This is a genomic window from Aliiroseovarius conchicola, from assembly GCF_041403445.1.
In the GTDB taxonomy this organism is placed as follows: Bacteria; Pseudomonadota; Alphaproteobacteria; order Rhodobacterales; family Rhodobacteraceae; genus Aliiroseovarius; species Aliiroseovarius conchicola.
In genome coordinates this window covers 58758-74971 of the sequence record NZ_JBGEHL010000011.1, presented here as the reverse complement: position 1 = coordinate 74971, position 16214 = coordinate 58758, and the positions used below count along the sequence as shown (strand labels likewise).

General features: G+C 56.6%; 20 protein-coding genes. 8 read left to right on the top strand and 12 right to left on the bottom strand.

Features of this window, described 5'->3' with window-relative positions; all coding sequences use genetic code 11:
- The first annotated feature begins 4 nt into the window (after nt 1-4).
- The 3 genes from gmk (at nt 5) to V6N04_RS15585 (ending at nt 1682) form a co-directional block, all read left to right on the top strand.
- Nucleotides 5-649, top strand: a complete 645-nt coding sequence (gene gmk, locus V6N04_RS15595; protein ID WP_371171138.1) for a guanylate kinase — start codon at nt 5-7, stop codon at nt 647-649.
- Nucleotides 646-1167, top strand: a complete 522-nt coding sequence (locus V6N04_RS15590) for a gamma carbonic anhydrase family protein (RefSeq protein ID WP_371171120.1) — start codon at nt 646-648, stop codon at nt 1165-1167. Before gmk ends, V6N04_RS15590 begins: the two co-directional genes overlap by 4 nt.
- Before the next feature lie 122 nt (nt 1168-1289).
- Nucleotides 1290-1682: a hypothetical protein gene (locus V6N04_RS15585; protein WP_371171119.1), complete on the top strand. Its 393-nt coding sequence runs from the start codon at nt 1290-1292 to the stop codon at nt 1680-1682.
- Between the two features lie 38 nt (nt 1683-1720).
- Here V6N04_RS15585 and V6N04_RS15580 read toward each other — a convergent pair whose 3' ends face one another.
- Complete coding sequence (locus tag V6N04_RS15580; RefSeq protein WP_371171118.1) at nt 1721-2266, bottom strand: peroxiredoxin; 546 nt, start codon at nt 2264-2266, stop codon at nt 1721-1723.
- A 229-nt stretch (nt 2267-2495) separates the two neighbouring features.
- Here V6N04_RS15580 and lipA point away from each other — a divergent pair, with 229 nt between their 5' ends.
- Complete coding sequence (gene lipA, locus V6N04_RS15575; RefSeq protein ID WP_371171117.1) at nt 2496-3446, top strand: lipoyl synthase; 951 nt, start codon at nt 2496-2498, stop codon at nt 3444-3446.
- Between the two features lie 16 nt (nt 3447-3462).
- Here lipA and V6N04_RS15570 read toward each other — a convergent pair whose 3' ends face one another.
- The gene (locus V6N04_RS15570; RefSeq protein ID WP_371171116.1) at nt 3463-3636 is read right to left on the bottom strand and encodes a hypothetical protein; all 174 of its coding nucleotides are present in this window, start codon (nt 3634-3636) and stop codon (nt 3463-3465) included.
- 2 nt (nt 3637-3638) lie between these two features.
- Entirely contained in the window at nt 3639-4184 is a 546-nt protein-coding gene (gene hpt, locus V6N04_RS15565; protein ID WP_371171115.1) for a hypoxanthine phosphoribosyltransferase, read from the bottom strand.
- Between the two features lie 69 nt (nt 4185-4253).
- Here hpt and V6N04_RS15560 point away from each other — a divergent pair, with 69 nt between their 5' ends.
- Entirely contained in the window at nt 4254-4709 is a 456-nt protein-coding gene (locus V6N04_RS15560) for a type II toxin-antitoxin system RatA family toxin (protein WP_371171114.1), read from the top strand.
- Between the two features lies 1 nt (nt 4710).
- Here V6N04_RS15560 and V6N04_RS15555 read toward each other — a convergent pair whose 3' ends face one another.
- The 4 genes from V6N04_RS15555 to V6N04_RS15540 all read right to left on the bottom strand — a co-directional run bounded on the left by V6N04_RS15555 (nt 4711) and on the right by V6N04_RS15540 (nt 9792).
- Nucleotides 4711-5073 (bottom strand): DUF1304 domain-containing protein, encoded by a 363-nt coding sequence (locus V6N04_RS15555; RefSeq protein ID WP_371171113.1) that lies wholly within the window; start codon nt 5071-5073, stop codon nt 4711-4713.
- 89 nt (nt 5074-5162) lie between these two features.
- Nucleotides 5163-7163 (bottom strand): DEAD/DEAH box helicase, encoded by a 2001-nt coding sequence (locus V6N04_RS15550; protein ID WP_371171112.1) that lies wholly within the window; start codon nt 7161-7163, stop codon nt 5163-5165.
- A 143-nt stretch (nt 7164-7306) separates the two neighbouring features.
- Nucleotides 7307-8245: a site-specific tyrosine recombinase XerD gene (locus V6N04_RS15545; protein WP_371171111.1), complete on the bottom strand. Its 939-nt coding sequence runs from the start codon at nt 8243-8245 to the stop codon at nt 7307-7309.
- Complete coding sequence (locus V6N04_RS15540; protein ID WP_371171110.1) at nt 8242-9792, bottom strand: hypothetical protein; 1551 nt, start codon at nt 9790-9792, stop codon at nt 8242-8244. Before V6N04_RS15540 ends, V6N04_RS15545 begins: the two co-directional genes overlap by 4 nt.
- Nucleotides 9793-10077: 285 nt before the next feature.
- Between V6N04_RS15540 and V6N04_RS15535 the strand changes: the two genes are divergently transcribed.
- Nucleotides 10078-10644 (top strand): shikimate kinase, encoded by a 567-nt coding sequence (locus V6N04_RS15535; protein WP_371171137.1) that lies wholly within the window; start codon nt 10078-10080, stop codon nt 10642-10644.
- A 1-nt stretch (nt 10645) separates the two neighbouring features.
- Nucleotides 10646-11755 (top strand): 3-dehydroquinate synthase, encoded by a 1110-nt coding sequence (gene aroB / locus V6N04_RS15530; protein WP_371171109.1) that lies wholly within the window; start codon nt 10646-10648, stop codon nt 11753-11755.
- Between the two features lie 71 nt (nt 11756-11826).
- On the opposite strand, the gene ssb is transcribed toward aroB, so the two are convergent.
- The gene (gene ssb / locus V6N04_RS15525) at nt 11827-12297 is read right to left on the bottom strand and encodes a single-stranded DNA-binding protein (RefSeq protein WP_371171108.1); all 471 of its coding nucleotides are present in this window, start codon (nt 12295-12297) and stop codon (nt 11827-11829) included.
- A gap of 182 nt (nt 12298-12479) precedes the next feature.
- On the opposite strand from ssb, the gene V6N04_RS15520 reads away from it, so the two are divergent.
- Nucleotides 12480-13088: a lytic transglycosylase domain-containing protein gene (locus tag V6N04_RS15520; protein WP_371171107.1), complete on the top strand. Its 609-nt coding sequence runs from the start codon at nt 12480-12482 to the stop codon at nt 13086-13088.
- Nucleotides 13089-13091: 3 nt separating this feature from the next.
- Here V6N04_RS15520 and V6N04_RS15515 read toward each other — a convergent pair whose 3' ends face one another.
- From V6N04_RS15515 to miaA, 4 genes are all read right to left on the bottom strand, one after another.
- Nucleotides 13092-13439 (bottom strand): antibiotic biosynthesis monooxygenase family protein, encoded by a 348-nt coding sequence (locus tag V6N04_RS15515; protein WP_371171106.1) that lies wholly within the window; start codon nt 13437-13439, stop codon nt 13092-13094.
- 49 nt (nt 13440-13488) lie between these two features.
- Nucleotides 13489-14034: a VOC family protein gene (locus tag V6N04_RS15510; RefSeq protein WP_371171105.1), complete on the bottom strand. Its 546-nt coding sequence runs from the start codon at nt 14032-14034 to the stop codon at nt 13489-13491.
- Nucleotides 14035-14156: 122 nt separating this feature from the next.
- On the bottom strand, nt 14157-14963 hold the full coding sequence (locus tag V6N04_RS15505; protein WP_371171104.1) for an AraC family transcriptional regulator: 807 nt from the start codon (nt 14961-14963) through the stop codon (nt 14157-14159).
- A gap of 233 nt (nt 14964-15196) precedes the next feature.
- Entirely contained in the window at nt 15197-16096 is a 900-nt protein-coding gene (gene miaA, locus V6N04_RS15500; protein WP_371171103.1) for a tRNA (adenosine(37)-N6)-dimethylallyltransferase MiaA, read from the bottom strand.
- Between the last annotated feature and the right edge of the window lie 118 nt (nt 16097-16214).

Below are 16214 nucleotides of genomic sequence, written 5' to 3'. Positions count from 1 at the left end.
CCCAGTGGACCAACGTCGCGGCCTTCTTATCATCCTGTCATCGCCCTCGGGCGCGGGGAAATCGACACTGGCGCGCAAGTTGATGGACTGGGATCCGACGCTCAGCTTTTCGGTTTCGGCCACGACGCGCGACCCGCGTGACGGAGAGGTGGACGGAAAGCATTATCACTTCGTTGACGAACCTAAGTTCAAAGACATGGTCATTCAGGGCGAAATGCTGGAGCACGCCCACGTCTTTGGTAATTTTTATGGATCACCGGCGGCACCTGTTCGCAAGGCAATTGAAAGCGGGCGGGACGTTCTTTTTGACGTCGATTGGCAGGGCGAGGTGCAAATTCGCAATTCCTCGATGGCCTCGCATTCGCTGTCCATCTTCATCTTGCCACCGTCGATCAAAGAACTGCGCGCGCGCCTTGAAGGCCGCGGTCAGGATGACGCGGAAACCATTGCCAAACGGATGCAGAAAAGCTGGGACGAGATCAGCCATTGGGGCAGCTATGATTATGTTTTGATCAACGATGAATTGGAAGAAACAGCGCAGAAGTTGATCACCATTGTCGAGGCAACCCGCCAACGCCGCAACCAGCAACCCAACCTGCTAAACCACGTCCGCAAGCTTCAGGCCGAGTTTGAAGAGAGCAACGAATGATATACGAACTGGACGGGATAGCGCCCGAGATCGGCGAGAATGTCTTTATCGCGCCGGATGCCAATGTCATCGGTCGGGTGAGGCTCGGCGCCAAAGCCTCGGTCTGGTTTGGGTGTACGATCCGCGGCGACAATGAACAAATTGCCATTGGTGCCGGTACGAATATTCAGGAAAACAGCGTTTTTCACACAGATTTGGGCTTTCCGCTGACGATCGGTGAAAACGTCACGATTGGCCACAAGGTCATGCTGCATGGCTGCACCATCAGCGACGGCAGCCTGATCGGCATGGGCGCGACGGTTTTGAACGGCGCGAAGATCGGTAAGAACTGCCTGATCGGGGCAGGGGCCTTGGTCACCGAAGGCAAAGATATTCCTGACGGCTCGATGGTGCTGGGCGCTCCGGGCAAGGTTGTGCGCGAACTGGATGAAGCGACGATCAAACGGCTAGAGGCCTCGGCCATTCACTATCAACAGAACGCTGCGCGGTTTTTGACGGGGTTGAAACCTGTCTCGTGAAGGTGTGACCAAGAGGTCGAATTCAGGGTCCAGTCACAACTCTGGCATATGATTGCATTGGGCTGGGCTTGGGCGTTTCTGCGTTCTAAACCGTATTCAAAGGCTGATCTGTTGGAGGCTCCATGCGGTTCATAATCTACACGCTTTGTGCGCTTGTTATAATGTTTCTCGTTTGGGCAATCGGGTTGCCAAAATCCTTGGGTGCGCACCCGTGGTGGGCAGACAAGGTTATCTTCATCGGCGCACCTGTTGGGATAGTGATCGCGTTTGGGGCAATGCTCATTCGTGGTGGAATGTGGTTACGGCTTTGCGTGTTCGCGATTTTGACAGTACTGGCCTACTGGGTAGCCAAGTCAGGGGGCGAGGCTTTTGCCGCAAGTTATGCCGATGATGCCGCAGCAGGTAAACAGTGGTATTTTGGCTGGATTGCGACCATGACCGGCTTGGCCGCGTTTCTAACAACGCTTGCTGAGGTTGCGGCATCGAAGATCGCAAAGAAAAAGGCTGACCTGTAAGGCCAGCCTTTGTGCGTAACGGGGTAAGGCGCCTGATGCTAAGCGACTTTCTCGGCCGCCTCTTTCAGCCAAGCCAATACGGTCTCTGGCGCGCTTTCGCCGTAGGGGTCGTCGCCGTGGTTGTCTTCGCGGCCGGGCTCTTCGAACCATGCTTCGACCACACCATCATTGATGACGGCGGCATAGCGCCATGAACGCGCGCCAAAGCCCAGATTATCCTTAGCCACCAGCATGCCCATCAGGCGGGTGAAGTCGCCAGACCCGTCGGGGATCACTTTGACGTTCTGGAGTTCCTGATTACGGGCCCATGCGTTCATGACGAAGCTGTCATTGACGGACATACAGTAAATCTCGTCGATGCCTTCAGCGGCGAAATCTGCTGCGCCGTTTTCATAACCGGGCAGTTGATAGGTCGAGCATGTGGGCGTGAATGCACCGGGAAGCGAGAACAGAACGACCCGTTTGCCTTTGAAATAATCATCCGACGTCATGTCTTGCCAGCGAAACGGGTTCGGGCCTTCGATGCTGTCGTCGCGGACACGGGTGTGGAAGGTGATGTTTGGGACGCGGACGCCGATCTGCATGGGAAAATCCTTTTGGTTTCAGGTGCGTGGCTGGGAATCGCTTCGCAGTTCGCGGTATGCTTAGAACGATTCAAAATCGCCCTCAACGGGGATTTTTGTCGCGGATTTGATCCTTAATTCTGGCTTTATGTCATGCGCCTGAAACATAGCAGGCTTGCGGCTTTCAAGGTGACTTCGCAACAAGGGATCGCTATATATATTGGAACTCAATTGGCACCGGAGGACAGCCATGCGTGATCTAAAGCTTCCAGAAGGCCGGCACCCTGAAAAGGCGCACCGCCCGGATAACGCTCAGCCGAAAAAACCCAGCTGGATACGCGTGAAAGCACCCGGCGGCAAAGGCTATGCGGAAACGCACAAGATCATGCGTGAACATAACTTGTCGACCGTGTGTGAAGAGGCTGCATGCCCCAATGCTGGCGAATGCTGGAGCCAAGGTCATGCGACCATGATGATCATGGGCGAGATTTGTACGCGCGGATGCACTTTCTGTAACGTCGCCACTGGTCGCCCCGACGATCTGGATGCGTTTGAACCCGGTCGTGTGGCAAATGCGGTGAAGAAGCTTGGCTTGAACCATGTTGTCATTACCTCGGTTGATCGGGATGATTTGAAAGATGGCGGGGCGGAGCATTTTGCCCAAACCATTCGCGCCATCCGTCATCAAGCACCCGACACGACCATCGAAATTCTGACTCCGGATTTTCTGAAGTGTGACCCGGAAGTGCTTGAAACTGTTGTGGAAGCACGCCCGGATGTGTTCAACCATAACCTTGAAACCGTGCCTGGCCTGTATCCCCAAGTGCGCCCCGGTGCGCGCTATTTCCATTCGCTGCGCTTGTTGCAGCGGGTAAAAGAAATGGACCCCTCTATGTTCACGAAGTCAGGCATCATGGTTGGTCTGGGCGAGGATCGTCAGGGCGTGTTGCAGGTCATGGATGATATGCGCGCGGCAGACATCGATTTCCTGACCATCGGCCAATACCTGCAACCAACCCCAAAACACCACGCGGTGGAGCGGTTCGTACACCCTGATGAGTTTAAGGATTATGAGACCGCGGCTTACGGCAAAGGGTTCCACATGGTCTCGTCGACCCCACTGACCCGGTCATCGTATCACGCGGGGGACGACTTCGCGCGACTGCGCGACGCACGTGAGAAACAGCTCGCAAGTCGTTGATTGGTAAAGGATGAATTTAGGGGCGCAGTCGAATGCGCTCCATCTTCATCCATTCTGGAAATCCGAAAAAAGTTTCGATCCCCAATAGGATCAGACAGATTGCGACGACGCCAAGCACAAGTTTGACCCGTTTCTCCGATGGTGGGTTTCGCGCCCATTTGGACGCACGCCAAAGCCATCGAAGGTCCATGATCAGTCCTCGTCCAGAAAGCGCACCTTGCCGATATGAGGCAGGTTGCGGTCGCGTTGGGCAAAGTCGATGCCATAGCCCACGACAAATTCGTCAGGAATTTCAAAACCGGTCCAATCGGCGCGGATATCAACTTCACGACGTGATGGTTTGTCAAGCAGCGCGATGGTCTTCATCTTGCGTGGTCCCTTGGCTTTCAAAAGCCCGACAACATGGCGCAGGGTAAAACCAGTGTCGACAATGTCTTCGACAACCAACACGTCGCGCCCGGAAATTTCGCCGCGTAAGTCTTTGAGAATACGGACTTCTCGGCTGCTTTCGGTTGAATCTCCATAAGAAGATGCTTCAAGAAAATCGACCTCGACCGGCAGGTCAAGCTCGCGCACGACGTCGGCGATGAACACGAATGACCCCCGCAACAGCCCAACAACGACCAGTTTGTCTGTTCCTTTGAACTCGGCCTGTATCTCTTCCGACAATTCCTCGACCCGAGCTGCAATCTGCTTGGCCGAGATCATCGTATCGATGACATATGGTCGCTGCGCCATGTCTTCCCCCTTGATTTTCCGCAGCATACCTAGGACATGTGCGGGCGAGTGAGAAGGAAAAACGTCGACATGCCGACACATGGTGAAAAACGTGTCCTGCCGTACACGCCCGACCAGATGTATGATCTGGTGGCGGATGTGGCGCGCTATCCCGAGTTTCTGCCGTGGAATTCGGCTGCTCGGATACGTCGTGTGACGCCCCAGCCCGATGGTCGCCAGTTGATGGAGGCTGATCTTGTGATCAGTTTCAAGGTGTTTCGGGAGCGTTTCACCAGCCGCGTCATGCTGGACGAGGCACAGCGTCGGATCGACACCGAGTACTTGGACGGTCCCTTCAAGTACCTAAAATCGCACTGGATTTTCCACCCGCATGACACGGGCTGTGAGGTCGAGTTTTTTGTCGATTTTGAGTTCAAAAGCGCCATATTACAAAGCGTCATTGGTCTTGTGTTCAACGAAGCGATGCACCGGATCGTGGCTGCCTTTGAGAAGCGAGCGAACGTGCTTTACGGTTCAAACGCCTGACTTAGCTTACGAGCAGCACCAGAATAGCGATGGCAGCTGGCAAAGCCTGGACATAGAGGATGCGTTTCGACGCTGTCGCCGCCCCGTAGACGCCTGCGACCAACACGCAGGCAAGGAAGAACAGCGCCACATTGAACGCCCAAGCGGGATCACCAATCAGCCGCGACCAGATCAGCCCAGCCGCCAGAAACCCGTTGTAAAGCCCCTGATTGGCCGCCATCGTCTTGGTTTTGGGAAACATCTCGCGTTCGAACTGCCGAAAAATCTTCGGGCCACGGGATTCCCAGGCGAACATTTCAAACCACAGGATATAGGCGTGCAGCGCGGCGATCAGCAGGATCAGGAGAGTTGCAAGAAAGCTCATTTCAGGTGGTCCTCGTTATTGGGTGGGGCCAAGCTTAGGGCCGGAACGGGACGCTATGCAACCTCGTTACCACCTGCGCTGACCCTTCGTTAACCTTTCCGACGCTTTGGCGCGCTGTCACCACCTTTGGCCTTTGCGATGGCTTTTGCCGCAGCCCGAGCCTTGTTCTTCTTACTCGAGGATTTCCCCTTGGGAGGCGGAGGCCCTTTTTTAGAATAGCCATCCGCGCCCGCCGCTTTGTGCGATTTGGGACTGTCTCCTGCGGGTTTTTTAGCCTTACGTGGCTTGCGCTCTTCGTCGTTGGGTTTCGCCGGGCCTTTGCCCGAACCTTTTACAGTACCCTTTATGGGGCGGTGAACCTCGGTATCGTCTTTCCACTTATACTTCGGGTTCTTCTTTTGCCCATCGGGCGCACGATCTTTTGGCGGGCCCTTGCGGTGAGGTTTACGGGCCTCTCCGTCAGGCTTGTCAAACTTGCGGGGCTTGTCCTTGTAGTTCGGTTTACCACCGCCGATGCGGGCTAAATCTGGAGCGTTTGCCAGTTGTTCAACGGCAAACCCCTCGATCGCCATCGCCGATCCAAGGGTTTTCAGGAACCCATCAAGCTGGGTTTGCTTGATCTCAAAATAGGATTTATCATCCTGAATGCGGATCGCACCGATGTCATTTTTGGTGATGTTGCCTGCCTTACATAGCATGGGCAGTAGGTGGCGCGGATCGGCACCTTTGTCGCGCCCTTTGGCAAGGGTGAACCAGACACTGGCACCAAACGGCTCGCGCTTTTCTGGTTTGGAGTTCGCTGCAGACAGCTCCTCGGGGGCTGTGTGGGCCGAGTGGTAAAGGTTCAAATAGGCGGTCGCCAGTTGCGCTGGTGTGAACTTCTCAACCAGTTCTTCGGCCAAGGCAACTTCATTCGCTGTGGGTTCTTGTGTCCAGATGTCATCTGCGAAGATACGTTTTTGATCCTCAGCATGAACTTCTTGCGCGGTGGGCGCAGCGCCCCATTCGGCGTTCAGTTTGGCAAACCGCAACAGGCGTTCGGCCTTTTTTCGCGACGAGGGCGGTACGATCAGTGTGCTGACGCCCTTGCGCCCGGCGCGGCCCGTGCGACCAGACCGGTGCAGAAGCGTTTCGTGGTTGTTTGGCAGTTCTGCGTGGATCACCAGATCAAGCTTTGGCAGGTCGATCCCGCGCGCAGCCACATCGGTGGCAACGCAGATGCGCGCCCGCCCGTCACGCATGGACTGCAATGCGTTGGAGCGTTCGTTTTGCGTCAGTTCGCCTGACAGCGCCACAACCGAAAAGCCACGGTTCGACAAACGCGTCGCCAAACGACTTACCATGGCGCGGGTGTTGCAGAAAATAATGGCGTTGGGGGCCTCAAAGAACCGCAGCACGTTGATGATGGCGTTTTCCCCATCACGCGGCGCGACGGCCATGGCGCGATACTGGATATCGCTGTGTTGGCTTTTCTCGGCCACTGTGGTGATGCGCTGCGCGTCTTTCTGATAGCGTTCCGCCAGTGTGGCGATGCTTTTGGGAACGGTGGCAGAGAACAACAGGGTTTGGCGATCCTTGGGCGTTTCGTCCAGAATGAACTCAAGATCTTCGCGAAAGCCCAGGTCCAACATCTCGTCCGCTTCGTCCAAAACAACGCTACGCAGTGCCGTCAGATCGATCGAGCCGCGCATGACGTGGTCGCGCAAACGACCGGGGGTTGCGACAACAACATGCGCGCCGCGCGCCAATGCGCGACGTTCGTCCCGCATGTCCATGCCGCCAACGCAGGACGCCACAGTTGCGCCTGTCTTTGCAAACAGCCAAATCAGCTCGCGTTTGACCTGCAACGCCAGCTCGCGGGTCGGCGCAATCACCAGCCCAAGTGGACTTGAAGCTGGGCCAAAAGTGTCGTCCTCGCCCAGCAATACCGGGGCAATCGCCAATCCGAACCCGACAGTTTTCCCCGACCCAGTTTGGGCCGAGACCAAAAGGTCCGCACCTTCCAATTCGGGGGCAGAGACAGCGGTTTGCACCTGTGTCAGCGTGTCGTAACCGCGTTCGTTCAGCGCGTCGGAGATAAGGTTTTTCACGGGGCGATCAATTCTGTTGTTGTGGTGGCGTGTGTCGCGTGGGGCAGGGGGTGGATGGCCGCAGTCACGGTCATAGTCATGCCCAAGGGGCGCGCATAGCCTGTCTTTGCAGCAATGTATAGCAAATAAACGGCTTAGACTGGCTAATCCGGGTCAGCCAAAGGGTGGTGGGTCAGAACCAGCTCTTTCAGGCGCTCTTCCAACACATGCGTATAGATCTCGGTTGTCGAGACGTCGGCATGTCCCAGCAAGGTCTGTATCGACCGCAGGTCAGCCCCATGCGCCAACAGATGGGTGGCGAAGGCGTGGCGCAGTCGGTGCGGGGTCACGGCATCGGGGGACACACCAGCCTTGACCGCCAGTTCTTTGATCAACCCATAAAACCGGTGCCGCGTCAGGTGGCCGGACTTGCCGGTTGAAGGAAACAGAAAAGATGACGGTTTGGCACCGGTCTTCACACGCGCTTCTTCTTCCACCTCGTCACGATGCTCAAGCCAATCCGCAAGTGCATCCCGGGCAGGATCAGACAGCGGAACCATGCGCTCTTTCCCGCCCTTGCCCTTGACCAAAAGCATCCGCGGGTCACCGCGGGCAGCGGCGACCGGCAGGGTCACAAGCTCGCTCACGCGCATGCCAGTGGCGTAGAGTAACTCCATCAAGCACACATTGCGCGAACGGTCTGCATCGGTGCGACCATGTTCTTGGGCCGCGGACAGAAGCGCGCCGACCTGAACTTCGCTAAGCGTTTTCGGTAATGTCTTTTCACGGCCCGGACCTTTGATTTTCAGGGCCGGGTTATCGTCGCGCCAACCTTCTTCGTAGGCAAAGCGGTAAAGCTGTTTGATGGCAGACAGCCTGCGCGCACGGGTAGACTGGGCAAGTCCCATCGTGTCGCAATCGACCATGAATGCCTCGATGTCTGCGCGGGAGACAACGGCGAAATCGAGGGACTTGTCATCGGCAAACTCAGCAAAGCCTTTCAGGTCGCGCCCATAGGCCAGCAGCGTATTTTCCGAGGCATCAAGTTCAGCCGCCTGAGCCTCTAAGAATGATGAAATCCAGCGGGCGTGATCGGCGTTCATCCGCGTCTCTCAAGGATCAGGAATTCAAGGGCGGCTTGGCGCGCGACCTGCTCTAACCCGACCTGACGGAAAAAGGCGATGGCGTCTGTTACTTCGTCCAGATCGCCGTGGCTGCCGCTGGTGAAAAGCGAAATGGCGCGCAGGATGGCTTCGCCCATGCGGTCTTGTTCGACCAGTGAATGAAGGCGTGCAGGAATGGTCGTCGCAGTAAAGCCGTCCAGCACAGCGCGGGTTCGCGCATCGATTGGGGCCACATCATCTGTATCGCCGCGCGCAATCGCCAGCAAAACGGCCGCGCGTGGCTTGGCGGGGGTGGTAATGACCTTTGCCGCCACCTGTTCATAGTCATCGGACAGCAGGCCAAGGCGCAAAGCGATGTCACCTGCTTTGCCGTCAAGTGCGCGGGCCGCAAGCTGTGGACCAAAAATCTGCGCAAAGGGGACCTCAAGCCCGCTTTCCTCCAGCCGGGGCCACAGGGCCATAACGGCACCAGACAGCTTTGCGTTGTCCTTCTTGGCCAAGCCGCGTTCCAGATCGCGCACAGCGCTCATCCGGTCCCAGATACCGCCGGACGCGGCGGGTTTGCGCTCAGAGTAGAGCCCTAATAGCTGGTTATCGGTAACGGCACCCACGCGCGCCAACCGTTCGCCGGCTTCAGCTCGTGCTTTCCAGCCAATATTGGCGCGCAGATCAGATTGCGCAAAGGCCAGGGGTAGGGATGAGGTGTCGATATGTTGGCCTATGGCCTCGAACATGCGGAAGGTCAGGGGCGAGGGCTGCGCGGGGTGGGAAAGCTCTGGCTCACCCTCAAACAGCTCGGGGTCTAGAAACCGTGCCAAAAGCGCGTCGTCCGCATCGCTGATATAACCAAGGGCGCGCCCGGTTTCCAAAGTCAGGACAGCCGCGTCCCAATCGCCGCTGCGGGCAAGGCAAAAGACGCGCGCGGTGAAGGTGGGGCTGAGATCTGGGGTGGCGCGCAGGGTGGTGCATTGCTGATCTTCGTTTCCCAGCAACAAGGCCGTATCAAACGCACGCCGGAACACCCGGGGGTTCACCGACCCCGCACGTGCCAACAAAGCCTCGGCGTGATCCAAGGCTCCAAGGGTGAGCAGTCGATCCACACGCGCCAGAAACAGGCGGTCTTCGCCAGCGCTGGCGCCTTTGGGCGGATCAAGTTCGGCCAGCATAAGGCGCATCAGAAGGTTCTGCATAGAGGGCAGCAGATCTACGTCCAACGCGCGGATGCGGCGCGCCAGATCATCGGGGCGTGACATGCCCCAAAGATCACGTGACAGGCCGGTCACATTTTTAGGCAAAAGGCCGACGGCATCCAGCACCGGCATCTCAAGCAAGGTCATCGTAACCTCGGCTACGGACGCGCCAGAGCTTGTTGCTGGTTCGGTCTGGGACGGCGGAAGAATGGCGTTGTCTGACGATGGCGGGGGCAAAGCGATGCTGTCTGACAACCAGTCAATGGCTGACAAGGGGCGCGTACCCTCTGCAGATTGTGCCAAGGCCAAAGTGGCCGAAAACGCGATCGCGCACACGATAGCCCCGCTTCGAAAAACGGTTCGCCTAAGAGAATTTGAACTTGGCGTGTCAGCCACCATCCAATGTCACAGTGCTGCTTTGCGGTGCGGTCCTAGGGGCCATATCCCCAAGAAAAGAGAACCCTGTCAAGCCAATCAAGCCGACGATCGCAAGGAATAAGATAAGCTTGATCAAGCGGATCAGCATGTTTTTCCACCCATTTTCTGCCTCAAGTGGTGTTTTGTTTGATTTTATATATAGCATTTCCCAGAAGATCACGCCATTCAGGAAAGAAATCTGAAATTGAGCAAGCGAGCGCCAATTTGGCATTCATTTTGAAGAAATCCATTGTCATGGTTGGCATGATGGGCGCGGGGAAAACCGCGATAGGACAAGCGTTGGCTGACCAGCTGGGCGTCCCATTTCTGGACAGCGATGAAGAGCTTGTACGCGCGGCCAATATGTCGATCGCCGAAATATTCGAACGGGATGGCGAAGATTTCTTTAGGGACCGTGAAACAGAAGTGATCGGGCGTCTTCTGGATACCAAAAGGGCTGTCTTGTCGACCGGTGGCGGTGCTTTCATGGCCGCGCGCAACCGCACCATGATTGCGGAACGTGGGGTTGCCGTCTGGTTAAAGGCTGACCTGGAGCTTTTGTGGAACCGGGTGAAGCACAAAGACACCCGCCCATTGCTGCGCACGCCGAACCCCAAGGCGACGTTGGCTGAAATCTACAACAAACGCGTGCCAATCTATGCGGCGGCCGATATCGCTGTCGAGGCACGGCCGGACTACACCATTCCAGACATGGCGGATGCGGTCCTGAACGCGCTTCAGCAGCGCCCCGATGTGCTAGAGGAGGTCTGACATGACCATTGTTCACGTCCCGCTTGGCACGCGCGCTTATGATGTGCGCATTGCGTCCGGTCTGATCAGTCGTGCAGGGGAAGAAGTCGCGCCGCTTTTGAACAGACCCAAGGTTTGGATTGTTACCGAAGCCAATGTGGCCAAGCTGCATTTGGCCGCGCTGCAAGACGGATTGGCCGATGCCGACATTGCCAATGAGGCGCTGATCCTGCCTGCGGGTGAAGCCACAAAAAGCTGGCCTTATCTTACGCAAACGGTCGAATGGCTGCTTGATCAAAAGGTTGAACGCAAGGATATCGTCATTGCCTTCGGCGGTGGTGTGATCGGCGATTTGGTCGGTTTTGCTGCGGCGATCTTGCGGCGCGGCGTACGATTTGTGCAGGTGCCCACGTCGCTCTTGGCGCAAGTTGATAGTTCGGTTGGCGGCAAGACTGGGATCAACGCGCCGCAGGGCAAGAACTTGATCGGAGCGTTTCACCAACCCAGTCTGGTATTGGCTGATATTGACGTACTTGGCACCCTGACGAAACGCGACTTCCTGGCCGGTTACGGCGAGGTTGTGAAATATGGCGGGCTGGGTGACGGGGCATTCTTCGAATGGCTTGAAACCAACGGGCCCGCCTTGGCAACGGGCGACACAGCGCTGCGGGAAGAGGCCGTGCGCCGGTCGGTCCAGATGAAAGCCGATATCGTTGTGCGCGACGAGACCGAGCAGGGCGATCGTGCGCTATTGAACCTTGGTCACACCTTCGGTCACGCCTTAGAGGCGGCGACTGGCTACTCTGATCGGCTGCTTCATGGTGAAGGCGTTGCCATTGGCTGTGCGTTGGCGTTTGAGACGTCCGCCCGGCTGGGGCTTCTTTCTCAGGAAAGCCCGTCACGGTTCCGTCAACACCTTAGCGCGATGGGTATGAAGAAAGATCTGTCCGACATCGACGGAGACCTGCCCGATGCGCCGGGCCTGCTGGAACTGATGGGGCAGGACAAGAAGGTCGAACAGGGCAAGCTTCGCTTTATTCTGGCGCGTTCGATTGGTGACGCGTTCGTCGCCGACGACGTGGACCTGTCGGTCGTGCGCGGCGTGCTGGATGATGCGCTGGCGGCGCGCTAGCTACCCTTTCATAGGTTAAAACGAAAACAGCCGCCCCATGGGACGGCTGCGTTGTTTAAACTGGCCTGTGATCAGAACGGGATTTCGTCGTCGAACCCACCGCCTGCTGGTGCAGGTCCGGGGTCACCGCCGCCATAGCCGCCTTGGTTGCCGCCGCCATAGCTTCCGCCACCTTGGCCGCCGCCTTCGCCACGGCCGTCCAACATGGTCAGGGTCGACCCAAAGCCTTGCAGCACCACTTCGGTCGAATAGCGATCATTACCCGATTGGTCCTGCCACTTGCGGGTCTGAAGCTTGCCTTCAACGAAAACTTTGGAGCCCTTGCGCAGGTATTGCTCGCATACGCGCACCAATCCTTCTGAAAACACGGCGACCGAATGCCATTCTGTCCGTTCCCGGCGTTCGCCGGTGTTGCGGTCTTTCCATGTCTCGGACGTTGCGATGCGCAGGTTGCACACTTTGCCGCCGTTCTGGAAATTGCGCACTTCCGGGTCAGCGCCCAGATTGCCAATCAGCATGACCTTGTTAAGCGAACCCGCCATCCGTCGTCCTTTCGATTCTGTAAGTTTATACATGGTTACACCATGTCCGGGGTGGGAAGAAATCGGAAAACCGGGGATGCGGGGCAGGGATTGGAGGCATCAACGAAGGTGCAGATCGACTGCCCCCTTTTCGTGGCCGGTATTCTTGCCTATATTGCGCTCAAGGATTTTGGGGGACAGCGATGTCGCGCAGTTTATTTTCGAAGCCACGAGCTACATTTCTGATCTTTGCCGCGGGTCTTTCCTCCCTGGGTGGGGCGGGCGTTGCGGAAAGCCTTTTTTCCAGTTCTGGCGGTAAGGCAGCCTTTGGCGCTCAAACTCAGGTATTGGATAGTCGCGCGGCCCAGCAATATGCTGGCAGTGTGCGCCTGACCCCTAACAAGGGCGCAGTACCAAGCTATGGTATTCCGTCGTTCTCGGGGAAATACAAAGGCGAGTATTTGGCATTGGCCAAATCTGCTGCGCGTAAGCACGGCATCCCGCAAGACTTGTTCTTGCGCCTAGTGCAGCAGGAAAGCGGATGGAATGCACGGGCACGTAGCCATAAAGGTGCAATCGGTTTGGCCCAACTTATGCCATTTACTGCACGCAAGCTTGGCGTGAACCCGCACGACCCGGCGCAAAACCTGGAAGGCGGTGCGCGTTACTTGCGTCAGCAATATGATCGGTTCCGGTCATGGCGTCTTGCGCTTGCGGCTTATAATGCCGGACCGGGGGCTGTGCAGAAGTATTCCGGTGTGCCGCCCTATAAAGAAACGCGCGGCTATGTGCGCGCGATTTTGGGAAGTTAGGGTTTAGACAGCGCGACCAATTGGTCCAGAATAGGACCGTTCGATTTTGGCGACGCGCAGGTGATAATGGGCATACCATCGCTCGATCCCCATTTTTTGCGCAATCAGATGTTCTGATACCGCTTTCCAAGATTGAATTGCCGCTTCGTCGGCCCAGTACGACACGGTTATCCCTAAGCCCGACGTATCACGCGTGCTTTCAGCCCCCAGATAGCCGGGTTGCGATTGCGCAAGTTCGAAAACTTTGTCTGCCATCGCTTCATACCCCTGCGCCATATCGGTCAGCTGGTTGGTGAATATGACGGCATAGTAGGGTGGCGTGGGCAGGGGGGCGAAGCGGTCAGAGTTCATTTGCGTGCATCCTTAAAGAGGTGCTCACAAACTAGGCCGAATGGTCGTCCTATTCCACCCCGGACAATTCCCGTTTATGCAGCCATTCAGCGTGTTTGGGCGCGCGTTTTGTCTTGGACCATTCATTGAGCATGTCCCATTTAACATCGTCCATCCGTGCAAGCATGGCGTCTTCCTGCGGGTCCGGGCAGGCCAGCTCAACCCGATGTCCGTTGGGGTCAAAGAAGTAGATCGAATGAAAGATAGAGTGATCGGTGACGCCTAGAACGTCCACGCCATTTTCCTCAAGATGTTCTTTGAATTCAATAAGCTCATCGCGATCTTTCACTTTAAATGCGATGTGCTGAACCCAGATTGGCGTGTTCTGATCACGGCCCATTTCTGGCTTGGTCGGCAACTCAAAAAAGGCCAGCACATTACCATTGCCGGCATCCAGAAAGACATGCATGTATGGGTCAGGTTCGTGGGTCGAAGGAACGTGGTCTTCGGCGATTGCCAGAACAAAGTCCATGTTCAACATTTTCCCATACCATTCAACGGTTTCCTTTGCGTCCTTGCAGCGATAGGCGACATGGTGGATTTGTTCGATCTTCATGTTGATCCTCCCTTTGCGAAGGAGGTAACATAAAGTCGTTGCAAATGCAACGAAAAGTGAAAAGCAGAACTTAGCAGCTCAGTGGCGTGACTAACGGGTCAATGATCCGGATATTGGATGTCTTAACCGCCTTTGCGGAAAGCCGACGGGGTTCTACCGGTTTGCTTTTGAAAAGCCCGTGTGAAATAGGCGGCCGAGGCGAAGCCCAAAGACGAAGCGATATCTTTGATCGGAATATGCGTTTCGGTCAGCAGGCGACGAGCCTCGTAATGGATGCGGTCTTGCAGGATCGCCGAAGCAGGGCGCCCGCATGTCCGGTTACACACGCGGCTGAGATGGGTCGGAGTTACCCCGAGCTTGGCAGCATAGTCACGGACAGTTTTCGCCGAATGAAAATCTTGTTCGACCAGAGCTGTATAGGCATTGACCAGCCGACCGCTGGTGGATGCATCGGCCGGGTCAATTTTTGTGCCGACCAGTTGGCGTTCCAACCAAACCGACAAAAGCCCTGCATGGCACATCATGGCGCGTTGGGCGCGAGGTGTTGATTTCTCCATCTCGCGTTGTAGGTCATCGACAAGCCCGTTCAATTCCATCTGTTTGTCTGCTTCACGCAAACGCAGGTGTATGGCGTCTTCGGGCAGGGCAAGCTCGGTCTCGCAGCCTTGTGGAAATACAACGATTGTGCCGGTGACTTGGGTCGACATCTCAAACCCATGCATGGTGCCAGCGGGCAGAAAAATACAATTATGGGGGCCATAGCCGGCGGTTACGCCGTTAACAGTGATCCGGCCCTGACCACGCGTGAACCATAGCAGCACTGGCGCACCATATGAACGCATGGCTTCTGTGCGCCATCGCCCCCCGTTGCCCAAGCGAGCAAGTGGCATAACACGAAAGGGCGACGAAAAATCAGCGGTTTGGGTCATAGGGTCTATCGGATGGCAGAAACGAGCAGAAAACTGTGAATGCAATAGGGGTAAACTAAAATCGTGATCCTGTCTCACGCTTTTTTTATGGGCCGGGTTATCCACAGTTTGTGCACAGATTGGCGTGGACAATAGGGCGGATATTCGCAGATTGATCAATATTACACGCTTAGGGTGCAGTGGCGGCGGGTAATTCGTTTGATGCAGGATTGCGGGATGTGGCGCGTAAGGCATCAGGGCAGGGGAATCACTTCCCAGTCTCGCATCTGCTTTCGGAACCAAGTGCGTTGTCGCTTGGCATATTGCTGTGAGGCAATGATCGCGCGCGTGCGTGCCTCGTCGATCGATAACAGGCCTTGAAGATGCGCGATCAGTTCTGGCGCGCCTATGGCCTTGGCGCTGGGATCTTTAGGGTTCCAGGAGGCCAGGTTGGCACGGGCCTCGTCTAACGCACCTTGCTCAAGCATATGATCAAACCGCAGGGCGATCCGGTCGCGCAGCCAATCTCGGTCTGCATGAAGGTGAAAAGCACGCGCGTCGGTCAGGTCTAACAGTGGTGGAGGCGTTTCATCCTGCCAGCTTGCTAGGCCTCGCCCGGTGGTTTTCTGCACTTCCCAGGCCCGGGCGACGCGCGCGGGGTTGTTTAGGTCAATGCGTGCACATGTATCTGCATCAAGGTCCGAGATCAGGGCCGGCATCCCTTCGGCAGCCAGCAAAACTTCACCTTTCACGCGGACGCTTTTGGGGGTCGGGGGGATGTCGGCCAGCCCATTTGTTAGGGCGGTCAAATTCAAACCCGACCCACCCACAATGATAGGGCGTTGATTGCCTTGAAGAATTTCCGCAACCTCGCGCAACCAATGGCCAACCGAATAGCTCTGTGTGCCCGGAATATGTCCGTAAAGCCTGTGGGGCGCCTGCGCTTCGTCCTCAGGAGACGGGCGCGCGGTCAGAACGCGCCAGTTGGAAAACACCTGCAGCGCATCGGCATTCACGATCACACCGCCCGACATCTTGGCAATTGCAAGCGCCAGATCCGATTTGCCCGAGGCCGTTGCCCCCGCGATCAAAACGGGCTGATCTGCGGCGACCGAACGGGCGGTTTCGGAAATGTCATGGGCAGAGTTTGGCATTGGGTCCCTAAATATCTCGGCGTAAGGCCTGCGTCGTTGTCTTTTTTCTGCGCCAAGGCGGATCGCGCATTGAATATTCATCGTCAATCGGTCATCTTGCGCGCCAACACAATCACGA

What these genes read in the sequence shown, in the direction of transcription:
- V6N04_RS15590 (WP_371171120.1), top strand. Translation starts at nt 646, where the DNA reads ATGATATACGAACTGGACGGGATAGCGCCCGAGATCGGCGAGAATGTC.
- V6N04_RS15585 (WP_371171119.1), top strand. Translation starts at nt 1,290, where the DNA reads ATGCGGTTCATAATCTACACGCTTTGTGCGCTTGTTATAATGTTTCTC.
- V6N04_RS15580 (WP_371171118.1), bottom strand. Translation starts at nt 2,266, where the DNA reads ATGCAGATCGGCGTCCGCGTCCCAAACATCACCTTCCACACCCGTGTC.
- lipA (WP_371171117.1), top strand. Translation starts at nt 2,496, where the DNA reads ATGCGTGATCTAAAGCTTCCAGAAGGCCGGCACCCTGAAAAGGCGCAC.
- V6N04_RS15570 (WP_371171116.1), bottom strand. Translation starts at nt 3,636, where the DNA reads ATGGACCTTCGATGGCTTTGGCGTGCGTCCAAATGGGCGCGAAACCCA.
- hpt (WP_371171115.1), bottom strand. Translation starts at nt 4,184, where the DNA reads ATGGCGCAGCGACCATATGTCATCGATACGATGATCTCGGCCAAGCAG.
- V6N04_RS15560 (WP_371171114.1), top strand. Translation starts at nt 4,254, where the DNA reads ATGCCGACACATGGTGAAAAACGTGTCCTGCCGTACACGCCCGACCAG.
- V6N04_RS15555 (WP_371171113.1), bottom strand. Translation starts at nt 5,073, where the DNA reads ATGAGCTTTCTTGCAACTCTCCTGATCCTGCTGATCGCCGCGCTGCAC.
- V6N04_RS15545 (WP_371171111.1), bottom strand. Translation starts at nt 8,245, where the DNA reads ATGAACGCCGATCACGCCCGCTGGATTTCATCATTCTTAGAGGCTCAG.
- aroB (WP_371171109.1), top strand. Translation starts at nt 10,646, where the DNA reads ATGACCATTGTTCACGTCCCGCTTGGCACGCGCGCTTATGATGTGCGC.
- ssb (WP_371171108.1), bottom strand. Translation starts at nt 12,297, where the DNA reads ATGGCGGGTTCGCTTAACAAGGTCATGCTGATTGGCAATCTGGGCGCT.
- V6N04_RS15520 (WP_371171107.1), top strand. Translation starts at nt 12,480, where the DNA reads ATGTCGCGCAGTTTATTTTCGAAGCCACGAGCTACATTTCTGATCTTT.
- V6N04_RS15515 (WP_371171106.1), bottom strand. Translation starts at nt 13,439, where the DNA reads ATGAACTCTGACCGCTTCGCCCCCCTGCCCACGCCACCCTACTATGCC.
- V6N04_RS15510 (WP_371171105.1), bottom strand. Translation starts at nt 14,034, where the DNA reads ATGAAGATCGAACAAATCCACCATGTCGCCTATCGCTGCAAGGACGCA.
- V6N04_RS15505 (WP_371171104.1), bottom strand. Translation starts at nt 14,963, where the DNA reads ATGACCCAAACCGCTGATTTTTCGTCGCCCTTTCGTGTTATGCCACTT.
- miaA (WP_371171103.1), bottom strand. Translation starts at nt 16,096, where the DNA reads ATGCCAAACTCTGCCCATGACATTTCCGAAACCGCCCGTTCGGTCGCC.